14 protein-coding genes are annotated in these 13289 nt (G+C 67.2%); 4 read left to right on the forward strand and 10 right to left on the reverse strand.

Annotated features, from left to right (window positions below):
• Positions 1–3: 3 nt before the first annotated feature.
• The 6 genes from ACT535_RS04680 to ACT535_RS04705 form a co-directional block, all read right to left on the reverse strand.
• Positions 4–891: an ABC transporter permease gene (locus ACT535_RS04680; RefSeq protein WP_168458177.1), complete on the reverse strand. Its 888-nt coding sequence runs from the start codon at positions 889–891 to the stop codon at positions 4–6.
• Complete coding sequence (locus ACT535_RS04685; protein WP_168458178.1) at positions 888–1901, reverse strand: ABC transporter permease; 1014 nt, start codon at positions 1899–1901, stop codon at positions 888–890. Before ACT535_RS04685 ends, ACT535_RS04680 begins: the two co-directional genes overlap by 4 nt.
• 191 nt (positions 1902–2092) lie before the next feature.
• Complete coding sequence (locus tag ACT535_RS04690; RefSeq protein WP_168458179.1) at positions 2093–3715, reverse strand: ABC transporter substrate-binding protein; 1623 nt, start codon at positions 3713–3715, stop codon at positions 2093–2095.
• A 241-nt stretch (positions 3716–3956) separates the two neighbouring features.
• Entirely contained in the window at positions 3957–4805 is an 849-nt protein-coding gene (pssA, locus tag ACT535_RS04695; protein ID WP_168458180.1) for a CDP-diacylglycerol--serine O-phosphatidyltransferase, read from the reverse strand.
• Complete coding sequence (locus ACT535_RS04700; RefSeq protein WP_168458181.1) at positions 4805–5506, reverse strand: phosphatidylserine decarboxylase; 702 nt, start codon at positions 5504–5506, stop codon at positions 4805–4807. Before ACT535_RS04700 ends, pssA begins: the two co-directional genes overlap by 1 nt.
• Positions 5507–5640: 134 nt before the next feature.
• Entirely contained in the window at positions 5641–6627 is a 987-nt protein-coding gene (locus tag ACT535_RS04705) for an AraC family transcriptional regulator (protein ID WP_476363508.1), read from the reverse strand.
• A 130-nt stretch (positions 6628–6757) separates the two neighbouring features.
• Here ACT535_RS04705 and ACT535_RS04710 point away from each other — a divergent pair, with 130 nt between their 5' ends.
• The 4 genes from ACT535_RS04710 to ACT535_RS04725 are packed head-to-tail and all read left to right on the forward strand — an operon-like array spanning position 6758 to position 11098.
• A complete protein-coding gene (locus ACT535_RS04710) occupies positions 6758–7525 on the forward strand; it encodes a 3-hydroxyacyl-CoA dehydrogenase (RefSeq protein ID WP_476322653.1) in 768 nt (255 codons plus the stop codon).
• A gap of 45 nt (positions 7526–7570) precedes the next feature.
• Entirely contained in the window at positions 7571–8761 is a 1191-nt protein-coding gene (locus ACT535_RS04715) for an acetyl-CoA C-acyltransferase (protein WP_476363509.1), read from the forward strand.
• A 49-nt stretch (positions 8762–8810) separates the two neighbouring features.
• Complete coding sequence (locus ACT535_RS04720) at positions 8811–9938, forward strand: acyl-CoA dehydrogenase family protein (RefSeq protein ID WP_476363510.1); 1128 nt, start codon at positions 8811–8813, stop codon at positions 9936–9938.
• Entirely contained in the window at positions 9938–11098 is a 1161-nt protein-coding gene (locus ACT535_RS04725; RefSeq protein WP_476363511.1) for a CaiB/BaiF CoA transferase family protein, read from the forward strand. The genes ACT535_RS04720 and ACT535_RS04725 overlap by 1 nt, the downstream gene beginning before the upstream one ends.
• A 3-nt stretch (positions 11099–11101) precedes the next feature.
• Here the strand turns inward: ACT535_RS04725 and ACT535_RS04730 are convergent, their stop codons facing one another.
• The 4 genes from ACT535_RS04730 to ACT535_RS04745 are packed head-to-tail and all read right to left on the reverse strand — an operon-like array spanning position 11102 to position 12935.
• The gene (locus ACT535_RS04730) at positions 11102–11476 is read right to left on the reverse strand and encodes an antibiotic biosynthesis monooxygenase family protein (protein ID WP_168458187.1); all 375 of its coding nucleotides are present in this window, start codon (positions 11474–11476) and stop codon (positions 11102–11104) included.
• A 32-nt stretch (positions 11477–11508) separates the two neighbouring features.
• Entirely contained in the window at positions 11509–11694 is a 186-nt protein-coding gene (locus tag ACT535_RS04735; RefSeq protein WP_168458188.1) for a hypothetical protein, read from the reverse strand.
• 43 nt (positions 11695–11737) lie between these two features.
• On the reverse strand, positions 11738–12133 hold the full coding sequence (locus ACT535_RS04740) for a hypothetical protein (RefSeq protein WP_168458189.1): 396 nt from the start codon (positions 12131–12133) through the stop codon (positions 11738–11740).
• 4 nt (positions 12134–12137) lie between these two features.
• Complete coding sequence (locus ACT535_RS04745) at positions 12138–12935, reverse strand: sterol desaturase family protein (protein ID WP_476363512.1); 798 nt, start codon at positions 12933–12935, stop codon at positions 12138–12140.
• Positions 12936–13289 lie beyond the last annotated feature (354 nt).

Below are 13289 nucleotides of genomic sequence, written 5' to 3' on the forward strand. Positions count from 1 at the left end.
TCCTCAGGTGCGGCGCTGGGGATCGACGATGTCGCGCAGACCGTCGCCCAGGAGGTTGAAGCAGAAGACCGCGAACATGAGCGCGAGGCCGGGGAACAGCGCGATCCACCATTCGCCGGAGACAATGTAGGCCGAGCCCTCGGCCACCATGATGCCCCACTCCGGCGTCGGCGGACGCACGCCGAGGCCGATGAAGGAGAGGCCCGCCGCGTTCAGGATGGCGTAGCCCATGGTGAGCGACATCTGGACCATCATGATGGGCATGATGTTGGGCAGAATGGTCGTCAGCAGGATGCGCCATTCCGAATTGCCGGTGAGGCGCGCCGCCTGCACGTAGCCGGCATTGCGGCGGATGGCGGCTTCCGACTTCGCCACGCGCACATAGAGCGGGAAGTTGATGATGGCGGTGGCGATGACGATGTTCGTCACCGTATTGCCCAGCGCCGCCACGATGCCCATGGCCAGCACGAACAGCGGGAAGGCCATGATGGTGTCGGAGATGCGGCCGATGATCCGGTCCGTCCAGCCGCCGAAGAAGCCGGACGCGATGCCGGCGACGCCGCCCACGGCGAACACCAGCGCCACCGAGAAGATGGCGATGGCCATGTCCAGCCGGCTCGCCACCACCACGCGGGAGAAGATGTCTCGGCCGAGGTTGTCGGTGCCGAACCAGTGGGCGGCGGACGGGGCCTGCAAGGCCGCCGCCGTGTCGGAGGCCAGCGGATCATAGGGCACGATGAGCGGCCCGAACGTGGCGCACACCACCAGCACCAGGAACATGCCGAAGGCGATGCCCGTGACGGGATTGTCCGAGATCACGTAGCGGGCGTGGGCGAGGGTCGCGGCAAGGCCGCCCGGGGCCTTCTGGGTGTCGGCCGTTGCGAGGGTCATGCTTCGCTCCGCGCGCGGGGATCGATGATGCCGTAGGCAAGGTCGATCAGGAGGTTGAGGATCACGTAGAGGATCGCCATGGCGAGCACGAAGCCCTGCACCGGCGCATAATCCGAGGTAATCAGCGCCTCGACCGCATAGGAGCCGATGCCCGGCCAGGCGAACACCTTCTCCACCAGCACATTGGCGCCGAGCAGGAAGGAGAACACCATGCCCAGCGTCGTCACCACCGGCAGCATGGCATTGCGGAAGGCGTAGGTGATGATGACCGTGTAGTCGGTCAGCCCTGCCGCCTTGGCCGTGCGCACGAACTCGGAGGAGAGCACCGCCAGCATGGACGCGCGGGTCATGCGGGCAATGGGCGCAAGAGCGAAGATGGCGAGCGTGATCGCGGGCACCGCAAGCTGCGCCAGTGCCGCGCGGAAAGTCTCGAGATCTCGGGCGATCAGGCTGTCGATGAGGTAGAAGCCCGTGACCGTCTCCGGCGCGGAATAGAACACGTCGAGCCGCCCCAGCGGCGCCGGCGCCCATCCCAGCTTGAAGTAGAAGACATAGACCAGCAGGAGCCCGGTGAAGAACACCGGTAGCGAGACGCCGGCCGTGGTGATGATGCGGCAGGCATGGTCGATCCACGATCCCTGTCGCACCGCCGCCATGATGCCGAAGGGCACCGCGATGAGCAGCGCCAGCACCAGGCCCGCCAGCGTCAATTCGGCCGAGGCCGGCAGGCGGGCCGCGATCTCGGTCGCGACCGGCTGGCCGGTGGAGAGCGAGGCGCCGAGGTCGCCCTTCGCCAGCGCCGAGACGTAATCAGCGAACTGCACTGGCAACGGCTTGTCGAGGCCGAGCTTGGTGCGGATCTCGGCGATGGCTTGCGGGGTGGCTGCGGGCCCCGCGAAATAGGCCGCCGTGTCGCCGGGCAGCACGCGGGTGAGCAGGAAGGTCACGATCACCACGCCGATCAGGCTGGGCACGGCTGTGGCGAGACGACTGCCTAGGAGCTTCAGCATGGCGATATTCCTGTGTCCGATCGGGGCTGCGGGGCATTGGGGCGCCGCGACCATTTTCGTGTCCGGCATTCTGCCGGGTGTGGGGTGAGGGGCGGCACCGATGCCGGCATCCGGACTGGCCCGGGCGCCGGCTTCCGCCCCCGGCGCCACCCCTCACGCCGCTTCCTCCCTTGAGAGGAACGGGAGAGACCTCAGCCCTTCTGGAAGGCGCGATAGTCCAGCCGGCGGTGGAACCAGTATTCGTAGCCGGTGATGTTCTTCTGCATGGCGACGTTGACGAACGGCTGGTAGAGCGGAATGCGCGGAACGTCGGCAAAGGCGAGGTCCACCATGCCCTTCACGTCCGTATCGTAGGCCGCCTTGTCACCGCTGGCGGCCGCAGCGCGCGCGCCGTCGATGAAGGTGTCCATGGCCGCCGACTGGTAGCTCATGGTGTTGAAGACCGAATTGGAGCCGTGGTAGCACCAGAAGAAGAAGTATTCCGGATAGTCGAGCCAGCCCGAGAACACGTTGGTGTAGAGCGGCAGCACCTTCTTGTTCAGCTCCGTGCGCCAATTGGCGCCGGGGATCTTGTTGATGGTGGTCTTGATGCCGATCTGAGCGAGATTTTCCTGCAGCAGCACGCAGATGGGCTCGTTGACACCGGCGAAGCCGAGATCGAAGGAGAGCGTGGTGTCGATGCCGCCGGCAAAGCCCGCCTCGGCCATCAGCTGCTTGGCCTTGGCAAGGTCGGTCTTGAACTTGGTGGGCTGCGGCCAGGCCACCTTGGTGGCGGCATCGGCCGGCGCGCCGAACATGGGGCGGCCGAGACCGTAGAGCACGGCCTCCATGATCTTCTCGTAGGGAATGGCGTAGGCGACTGCCTCGCGCACCTTCGGATTGTCGAAGGGCGGGTTCTTCACGTTCATGCCGATGTATTGCACGCCGTTGGAATACGGCACCGACGTGATGTTGAGCTTTCCGGCCTGCTTCAGCTCCACGAAATCCTTGTTGGGCAGGTCGTAGGAGATATCCGCATCGCCACGCTCCAGCAGGGCCCGGCGGTTGCCGGCGGAGGGCACCATGCGCCAGATCACGCGCTTGATCTTGGGCAGCGGGCCGCCCTTCCAGTCATCGAAACGCTCGAAGATGACTTCGGTGCCGGGCGTCCACTTGGTGACGCGGTAGGCACCGGAGCCCGCGGTGTTCTGCTTGGTGTATTCGAGGCCCCAGGGGTCCTTCTCGGTGGCGTTCTTCTTCACCAGCTCGGAATTGATGACGCAGGGCACGATGACCGCGAGGTCGGGGATGGTCAGACGATCCTTGCGCAGGAAGTCCACGCGCACGGTGTGATCGTCCACCACCACGAACTGCTCGGGCTTCTCCAGCGAGCCGGCCTTCATCTGAAAGGTCGGGAAGCCGCCGACGGAGACGGCGCGATCCAGCGACCACTTCACGTCCTTGGCGGTGACGGGCGTGCCGTCCTGGAAGGTCGCGTTCTTCTTCAGCTTGAAGGTGACGGACATGTCGCCGATGTTCATGTCCTCGGCAAGCTCGCCCTTGAGCTTGTCGCGGTCGTAGTACCGCACGCCCTCCTTCTCGGTCATCTCGTGGGTGATGAGCCGGTCGTAGGTGTTCCAGCTCGCCTCATAGCCGGGCACGTTGGTGCCGACGCCGTGGATGTCGAGGTTGTTCGGGCCGCTCTCGGAGACGATCAGCAGCGTCTCGTTGCGGGCCTGCGCCTTCGCCGGAGAGAACACCGCCGGAGCGGCGACGCCCGTGCCGGTCGCGACGGCGGTGGCGGAGGCGGACTTCATGAATTCGCGGCGGTTCATCGGCGACGTTCCTGTGGTGGCGGTCGCCCAATGCCATTCAAGCCGCGTGCCAATTGCATACAGTTTTTAGAAAATCAAACTATATCAATACATTGCCCACTTCACACCAACTGCAGCCCCAGAGGCATCCGTCCGGATATGACTATATAATAGTCATTATCGTGCGCATTGTATGCAATACCGTGCGCAAGGCTGCGGCAGCGCTTGCTCAGCGAGGCGCCACCCTCCAACCGAGCACAGATCAGGAGGGAAGCACGTCCGAGGTGACGACCGCAGCGGCGGCGCGTTCCGCCCTCCAGGCCTTCATCTGGCGCCGATAGCGCAGGGTCGAGACCGGCAACAGGGCCAGATAGAGCGCGGAGCAGACCGAGAGCACGATCCAGGGATAGCTCGCCAGCAGCGCGAAATAGATGGCCACAGCTACGAACAGCGGCAGCACCATGTCGCGCCGCACCCGCCGCCCCAGCGTCTTGCCGGACCAGGCCGGTACCGTGGAGATCATGAGGAAGGCGATGGCGAGGCAATAGACAAGCGCGATCGCTGCGCTCACCCGCCCGTGCGGCAGGCCGATCAGCTCCAGATACACCGGCAGCAGCACGGTGATGGCGCCCGCAGGGGCCGGAATGCCGGTGAAATAGTCGCCGGCGAAGGGCGGCTTGTTCGGGTCGTCCAGCATCACGTTGAAGCGCGCGAGGCGCAGCGCCGCGCAGATGGCATAGGCGAGCGCGGCGATCCAGCCGAACGAGCCGGCTTCGTTGAGGCCCCAGAAATAGAGCATCAGTGCCGGAACGCAGCCGAAGTTCACGAAATCGGCGAGGCTATCCAGCTCCGCGCCGAAGCGCGAGGTGCCCTTCAGCGCCCGCGCGAGCCGCCCGTCCACCCCGTCGAGGATGGCGGCGAAGACGATCGCCGCCAGCGCCAGCTCGATCCGCTCCTCGATGGCGAGCCGCACGGCGGTGAGGCCGGAGCACAGGGCCAGCAAGGTCACGAGATTGGGCAGCAGCACCCGGATCGGCACCTTGCCGATGCTGCCGCCGAGACGCGGCCGGGGACGGCCTTCCGGATCGAACGGGGGAAAGGGGGTTTCCATCAGCTCACCCGATAGGCGGTCTCGCGCTGCTGCGGCTGGGAGAGATCGCACAGGACGGTCTCGCCCGCCACCGTCAACTGCCCTTCGCTGACCAGCACGCGCGAGCCGACGGGCAGATAGACGTCCACACGAGAACCGAAGCGGATCAGGCCGAAGCGCTCGCCGGCACCGATGGATTCGCCCTCCCGCACGAAAGACACGATGCGGCGCGCCACGAGGCCGGCGATCTGCACGCAGCCCACGCGGCAGTAGGGGGTGGAGATGATGAGGCCGTTGCGCTCATTGTCCTCGCTCGCCTTGTCGAGGTCGGCATTGAGGAAGAGACCCGGCTTGTAGGCGATGCGCTCGATGCGTCCCGTCACCGGCGCGCGGTTCACGTGGACGTTGAACACGTTCATGAAGATCGACACGCGCAGCAGCGGCTCGTCGGAAAGGTCCAGCTCCCGCGGCGGGCGCGCCAGCCCCACCTGCGAGACGCGGCCATCGGCGGGCGCGATCACCAGCCCCTCGCGTACCGGCGTCACGCGCTCCGGGTCGCGGAAGAACAGCGCCGTCCAGATGGCGAGGCCGAAGCCGATCATGCCCAGGAAGGTCGAAAAGAAGAACAGCACGAGCGCGATCACCACCGCGATGGCGATGAACGGATAGCCCTCGCGGTGGATGGGAACGAGAGTCTTGCGGATGCTGGCAATGATCGACAACAGCTTACTCCAGGGCGCACCGGCCGGCGCCGCCGCAGCGCCGCAATTCATGGTTCGTCGGCGCCAGGCGCCATCGTTGGCGCACAGGTAGAGAGCCGCCGGCCCGCCGTCAAATGGCGGAACGCCGCTCTCCCTCAGGCGGCAGCACGCCGGAAGGCGCCGGGGCTCAGGTCCGTCCATTTGCGGAAGGCCCTGTGGAAGGCGCTCGGCTCGGAAAAGCCGAGCTCAGCCGATATCTCTCCCACCGGCCGGTCGGTATCGCGCAACAGCTCCTCCGCCTTCATCCGGCGCAGCTCGTCCTTGATGTCGCGATAGGCGGCCCCCTCCTCCGCCAGTCGCCGCCGCAGGGTGGAGGCAGGCAGGCGCAATTGCCGGGCCAGATCCTCGAAGGACGGCCAGGCCGCGGCCGGCTGGTCCCGGAGACGCGCGCGGACACGGGCCGCAAGTCCTTCGTCGTGGCGGTAGCGCACCAGGATGTTGGCCGGCGCCCCCCGCAGGAAGTCGCGCAAGGCCCGCTCGCTGCGGTGGGCGGGCAGCTTCAGGAAGGCGGCATCGAAAGCGAGCCGGCTCTCCGGCGCGTCGAAGCGCACGGGTGCACCGAAGAAAAGACGGTAATCGGCCCCATGGTCGGGCGGCCCGCAGCGGAAATCCACCTGCCGGAGCGGTATGCGCCGGCCCACCAGCCAGCAGGTAATGCCGTGGAGGATGATCCAATAAGTGCGATAGGCGAAGGCCGATCGCACGGCGCCCCTGTCCGAGAGCACGACGGAGGCGAGCCCTTCGCCGACGACGAGTTCGCCACTTGGGTCATCCAGCACCACCCGCAGGAAGCGCAGCGCTCGCCGCAGGGCCTGCTCCAGCGTCTGCGCACCCATGAGCGCATGGCACAGCAGGGTGAAGCTGCCACACCGCATGGGGCGGGCGGCGAGGCCGAAGAACTCGTCGTCCAGCGCCTCGGCGGCCGCCGTCCACAATGCCCCATACTGGTCGGCCGAGACGGCCTCCGTCACGGGCAGCGCGAGCCCCGCCCGGGCGAGCACCGGACCAGCGTCGATGCCCCGCGCCGTCAGGCAGCCGAGGGCATCGTCCACGAAGGTCCCGGAAATCATGCGGCGTTCCACGCTACGCTCCCGAGTGGCAAAAACGCTCATCTGAATAGATCGCTAGTGTCATCGAATGTCACTCGGCTTTTCTGCTAGACGAGAGCCAACGGCCGCCGAAGCGGCGGCATGTCTCCTCGGGAGGAGCACCATGAAGATCGAAGGGCGCGTTTTTCTCGTCACCGGTGGCGGCTCGGGCCTCGGCGCGGCGGTGGCGCGGATGGTGGTGGACAATGGCGGCCGCGTCGTCATCGTCGATATCAACGCCGATGCCGGCGCCGCCATGACGGCAGAGCTTGGTGACGCCGCCCGCTTCCAGCGCGCCGACGTGAGCAGCGAGGCCGACGGAAAGGCCGCCGTGCAGCTCGCCCTCGACAGCTTCGGCCACGTTCACGGCCTCGTGAACTGCGCCGGCGTCGCGCCCGGCGAGAAGGTGGTGGGCCGTGACGGCCCGCACCGGCTCGAAAGCTTCGTGCGCGGCATCACCGTCAATCTCATCGGCACCTTCAACATGCTCCGGCTCGCTGCCGACGCCATCGTGAAGGAGGCGCCGGACGCCGACGGGGAACGCGGCGTCATCGTCAACACCGCCTCCATCGCCGCCTTCGACGGACAGATCGGCCAGGCCGCCTATGCCGCCTCGAAGGGCGGCGTCGCGGCCCTCACCCTGCCCGTGGCGCGCGAGCTGGCGCGGTTCGGCATCCGTGTCGTCACCATCGCGCCCGGCATTTTCGAGACGCCGATGATGGCCGGCCTGCCGCAGGATGTTCAGGACAGCCTCGGCAAGAGCGTGCCCTTCCCCTCGCGTCTCGGACGGCCGTCCGAATATGCCGGCCTCGTCAAGCACATCTGCGAAAACACCATGCTGAACGGCGAGGTGATCCGTCTCGACGGCGCGCTGCGGATGGCGCCGCGCTGACTCCCTACCGCTGACGACTTCCTCCCGCTATCGGAGACAAGACTCATGACGGCTTCCGACCCGATCGTCATCGTCGGCACCGCCCGCACGCCCATGGGCGGCTTCCAGGGCGACCTCAAGGACGTGGCCGCGCCCGCGCTCGGCTCCGCGGCCATCGGTGCCGCCCTCTCCCGCGCCGGCCTCGCGCCGGATCAGGTGGAGGAAGTGGTGTTCGGCTGCGTGCTGCCCGCCGGCCTCGGCCAGGCTCCGGCGCGGCAGGCGGCGCTGGGCGCGGGCCTTCCGCTCTCCACCGGAGCCACCACGGTCAACAAGATGTGCGGTTCCGGCATGAAGGCGGCCATGTTCGCCCACGACCTCCTCGCCGCCGGCTCGGCCTCCGTCGCAGTTGCGGGCGGCATGGAGAGCATGACCAACGCTCCATACCTGCTCGACCGCGCCCGTGGCGGCTACCGCATGGGCCACGGCAGGGTCATCGACCACATGTTCTTCGACGGGCTGGAGGACGCCTACGACAAGGGCCGCCTCATGGGTACCTTCGCGGAGGAATGCGCGGAGGCCTATCAGTTCACCCGCGAGGCGCAGGATGCCTTCGCCATCGCCTCTCTGACCAAGGCGCAGAAGGCCATGTCAGGCGGCGCTTTCGACAAGGAGATCGTCCCAGTCACCGTTAAGGCCGGCAAGACCGAGCGCGTGGTATCGGCGGACGAGCAGCCCCCGAAGGCGAAGCTGGACAAGATCCCGACGCTGAAGCCCGCCTTCCGCGACGGCGGCACGGTGACGGCGGCAAACTCCTCCTCCATCTCTGACGGCGCGGCCGCCCTCGTGCTCATGCGCCGCTCGGAGGCGGAGAAGCGCGGCCTCACGCCGCTCGCCGCCATCGTCGGCCATGCCACCCACGCCCAGGCGCCGAACCTTTTCACCACCGCCCCCATCGGCGCGGTTCAGAAGCTCGCCGGCAAGACCGGCTGGGATTTGAAGGACGTGGACCTGTTCGAGATCAACGAGGCGTTCGCCGTGGTGCCCATGGCCGCCATGCGCGACCTCGGCCTGCCGGAGGACAAGGTGAATGTCCACGGCGGCGCCTGCGCCCTCGGCCATCCCATCGGCGCTTCGGGGGCGCGCGTTATGGTAACCCTGCTGGCAGCGCTGGAGCGCTACGGGCTCAAGCGCGGCATCGCCTCGCTGTGCATCGGCGGTGGCGAGGCGACGGCCGTGGCCATCGAGCGCCTGAGCTGAGGCAGAGGTCGCCAAGCACATCCAACAACAAGAACCGGAGGAGCCTGCCATGATCCTCACCGAAACCCAGGTTGCCATCCGCGACGCGGTGCGCGCCTTCGCGCAGGAGCGCCTCGCTCCGGGCGTGGCGGCGCGCGACAGGGAGCACCGTTTCCCGGGCGAAGAACTGAAGGAGCTGGGCGCCCTCGGCTTCCTGGGCATGCTGGTGCCCGAGGACCATGGCGGCTCGGCCACCGATCTCGTCTCCTATGCCCTCGCGCTGGAGGAGATCGCCGCGGCGGACGGCGCCTGCTCCACCATCGTCAGCGTGCATTCCTCCGTCGGCTGCATGCCCATCGTGAAGTTCGGCACGGATGCGCAGAAGGCGCGCTTCCTGCCCAAGCTCGCCTCCGGCGAATGGATCGGAGGCTTTGCCCTCACCGAGCCGCAGGCCGGATCGGACGCGGCCGCGCTGCGCACCCGCGCCCGGCGGGACGGCGACCACTACGTGCTCTCCGGCGCCAAGCAGTTCATCACCTCCGGCAAGAACGGCGACGTGATTATCGTCTTTGCCGTCACCGATCCTGATGCGGGCAAGAAGGGCATCTCCGCCTTCATCGTGCCCACCGACACGCCCGGCTACGAGGTCGTGCGGGTGGAGGAGAAGCTCGGCCAGCATTCCTCCGACACCTGCCAGCTCGCCTTCAACGACATGCGCCTACCGGCCGACCTCAGGCTCGGGGCCGAGGGCGAGGGCCTGAAGATCGCCCTGTCCAATCTGGAAGGCGGACGTATCGGCATCGCCTCCCAATGCGTGGGCATGGCGCGCGCGGGGTTCGAAGCGGCGCGCGCCTATGCCAGGGAGCGTGTGACGTTCGGCAAGCCCATCATGGAGCATCAGGCGGTTGCCTTCCGCCTCGCCGACATGGCGACCCGCATCGAAGCGGCCCGCCAGATGGTGCTGCACGCCGCCTCCCTGCGCGAGGCCGGCCTGCCCTGCCTCACCGAGGCCTCCATGGCGAAGCTGTTCGCCTCCGAGATGGCGGAGCAGGTGTGCTCCGCGGCCATCCAGACCTTCGGCGGCTACGGCTATCTGGCGGACTTCCCGGTGGAGCGGATCTACCGCGATGTGCGGGTGTGCCAGATCTACGAGGGCACGAGCGACGTGCAGCGCATCGTCATTGCGCGGGGGCTGTGATGGCGGAAGCGCTCTCCCCTGCCCCGCGTGGTCCCCTCGCCGGCATTCGGGTCGTCGATCTCTCCCGGCTCGCCCCCGGCCCCTATTGCACCATGCTGCTGGCGGACTTCGGGGCGGAGGTGATCGTGGTGGGCGGCGGCCGCGCCGGCGTCGCCATTCCGGAATTCTCCCGCGGTAAGCGGCATATCTCCCTCGACCTGAAAGCACCCGCCGGCCGGGCCGCACTCCACGCGCTGGTGAAGACCGCCGACGTGCTGGTGGAGGGCTTCCGCCCCGGCGTCGCCGATCGGATCGGGGCGGGCTATGAGACGTTGGCGGCGCTCAATCCACGCCTCGTCTACTGCTCCCTGACCGGCTTCGGGCAGGACGGCCCGCGTGCCCTGGAGGCTGGGCACGACATCACCTATCTCGCGCTCGCCGGCGTGCTGGGGTCGATGGGGCCGAAGGATGGACCGCCCGAAGCCCCACTCAATCTCGTCGCGGACTTCGCCAGTGGCAGCCTGATCGCCGCGCTGGGCATCCTCGCCGCGGTGATCGAGGCGAAGAGCACCGGACAGGGCCAGAAGATCGACGCCGCCATGGTGGACGGCGCGCTCTCCCTGATGGCGATGCACTGGCCGCTGTGGAAGACGCCGCACTGGCCCACGCGCGGCGACGGGCTGCTCGGCGGCGGCGCGCCTTTCTATCGCTCCTATCGCTGCGCCGACGGCGGCTTCATCGCGGTCGGCGCGCTGGAGAGGGGCTTCTTCGAGGCCCTGTGGCGCCGCCTCGACCTCGGCGATCCGCCAGACCACATGCGGCGCGACCTGTGGCCGGAAATCGAGCGCACGCTCGCTGCCACCTTCGCCGGCGCGCCGCGCGACCACTGGACCGCCCTGTTCGCCGGCACGGACGCCTGCGTCGCGCCCGTTCTGGCGCCGGACGAGGTGTGGAGCGATCCCCACATCGCCGCCCGCCATCCGGACAGCGGACCCAACCGAGTGCCCGCGGTGCCCCGCCTTTCGCGCACGCCCGCACAGGCCCATCCGCTCGATCTCAGTGATCGCACCGCCGAGGTCCTGCGCGAGGCCGGCCTCGGCGACGACGAGATAGCCGCCGCAGCCGCCCCGCCCGACCCGGCGGGCCGTTCCGGCCTCGACTGGCCGCCGGAGCTGCGCTGAACCTCAGAAGGCGGGATCGGCCGCGGCGGCCTTCGGCTTGTGGAGGCTCCGACTGTCGTCGGGCGCCTCGTCACGCTCGAACATGCCGTAGTCGCGCACCACGGCCGCGACCCGCAGGCGATAGTCGCGGAACACCCCGGCCCGCCCCGCCGCCTGCGTCTTGCGATGGGAGGTGAGGTTGCGCCAGGCCTTCACCGATTCCTCATCGCGCCAGATGGAGAGCGAGAGCATCTTTCCCGGGTTGGTGAGGCTCTCGAACCGCTCCACCGAGATGAAGCCGTCCATCGTCTCCAGTTCAACGCGCAGGCGCGCGGCAAGGTCGAGATAGGTGTCGCGCTGGCCCTCGGCCGGCCACACCTCGAAAATGATGGCGATCATGCCCCTGCTTCCCTTCTTGCTTTTCTGCAGGGCTAAACCTTGTCGCCCGGCCGGCGCTGCACCTCCGGGAACACCCACATGGCGACGACCATGAAGACGCCGAGGAAGGCGACGGCATATTTGGGCCCCTCCTGCCCGAGCGCGGACTGGAACGCATAGCCCGCCGCTGCGACGGCGAGGACGACGAGGGACAGGATGAACTTGATGTGGGTGGGCATGGGATGTCCCCTCTTGCTGGCCGGACGATGCCGGCGCTGACCTTCAGATGAGCCCGGAACCGCCGCCGGGAAGCACGGCCCAGACGGCGAGCGCCGATCCCTGGAGCGCAACCAGAGCGGCGAGACCCCGGCGTCCATCACGGAATGGCGTCGGCAGCAGATCGAACGGTGCCGGGGCGAACAGCAGCACGAGGCCGCCGACGACGATCAGGCTCGTGAGGCGCAGGTTGGCGTAGCCGTAGGCGAGCGCCGCGGCCGCCAGCGCCAGCCACAAAAGGCTGTTCACCAGAACGAGGGCGCGGCCCCCCGCCTGCCGCGCCCCCGCCGGCCGGGTGCTCGCCGGGAACATGCCGGAGAGCACGAGGAAGCCGAGACAGGCCGCCGTCCACAGCCCCGCGAAGATCGCGAGGCCTGCCACATTGGGTTCGATCGCAGCCATGCCCTCACTCCGCCGGAGCGACGTGGCCGGATTCGCCCGTCGCGCCCTTCGGCGTGCGCGCGGTGCGGCGCATGTCGGTCTTCAGGTGGCGGGTGTCATAGCCGTTGAAGAGATGGCCGAAGAGGCCGCGGTTGAGGTCCGACGTGCCGAACGCCCAGTCCATGATGGGGAACGTCAGGTTCATGTTGCGCTCCATCATGAGCGACTGGTTGTGGTGCGCGGCGTGGTGGCGGCGGTTGGTGTTGATGAAGGGCACGTTCCGCACGAACCAGTTCTCGTCGATGTGCGTGGTGAAGTGCATGAACTCGTAGAGCAGGTAGACCGAGGTGGTGGTCGTAATGAACAGCCAGCCCACATTCGGCGAGATCAGCCAGCCGAACACGATGGCACCGGGAATGGACATCAGCGTGAAGGTCACCAGCGCGTAAGGCGGGAAGAAGGTGACGCGCCAGTCGTGGTGACCGGCAAAGCGCATCTCTTCTTCGGTGAAGAACTGATGGTGCATCAGCGTGTGACGGTTATACACCGCGCGGAACAGCGGAAAGCTTGACGGCCGGTGCATCACGTAGCGGTGGAGCCACCACTCGAAGAAATTGCAGAACAGGAACACGACGGGAATGGTGAGCCACTCCCACCAGCGGATCGCGTTCATGTTCGAGATGTAGATGTACAGGGCGGTGAAGCCGATCGTGTAGATGATGGCAATGTGCAGCCAGCCATTATACCAGCCGGTGACCCGCTCGCGGTAGGTCGCGCGGTATTTGCGTTGGCGATCCGTCATGGGGCTCGACGTGAGTTCCATCGCTCTCTCCCTTGCGCGCTGTCGGCGCGCGCCATTGTCTTGATTCTCTCAGCACCGCTTCTGGAGGCTCCGTCTCCCTCGCACCCAGACGGGAAGGGACGCCCTGCGACGGCGGATGCCTCCACTAATATGTCAGTCACACATCATATGCAAGGCGCGGTTCCGGGGCCACAAAAGGCCTTTGGTCCGACGAATGCGACCAAAGTTCAACACAATAACTATATGATTTAATTTCATTTTCCCGACTCATCATCCTTAAAAATGATCCAGATCAAAAAAGCTGCTTGCAGACATTCTTCTGGAATATCTATGATATGTCAGTTCACGAAGGCGGGCACGAGACCCGCCTAGGGG

The organism is Xanthobacter sp. DMC12, from assembly GCF_056314105.1.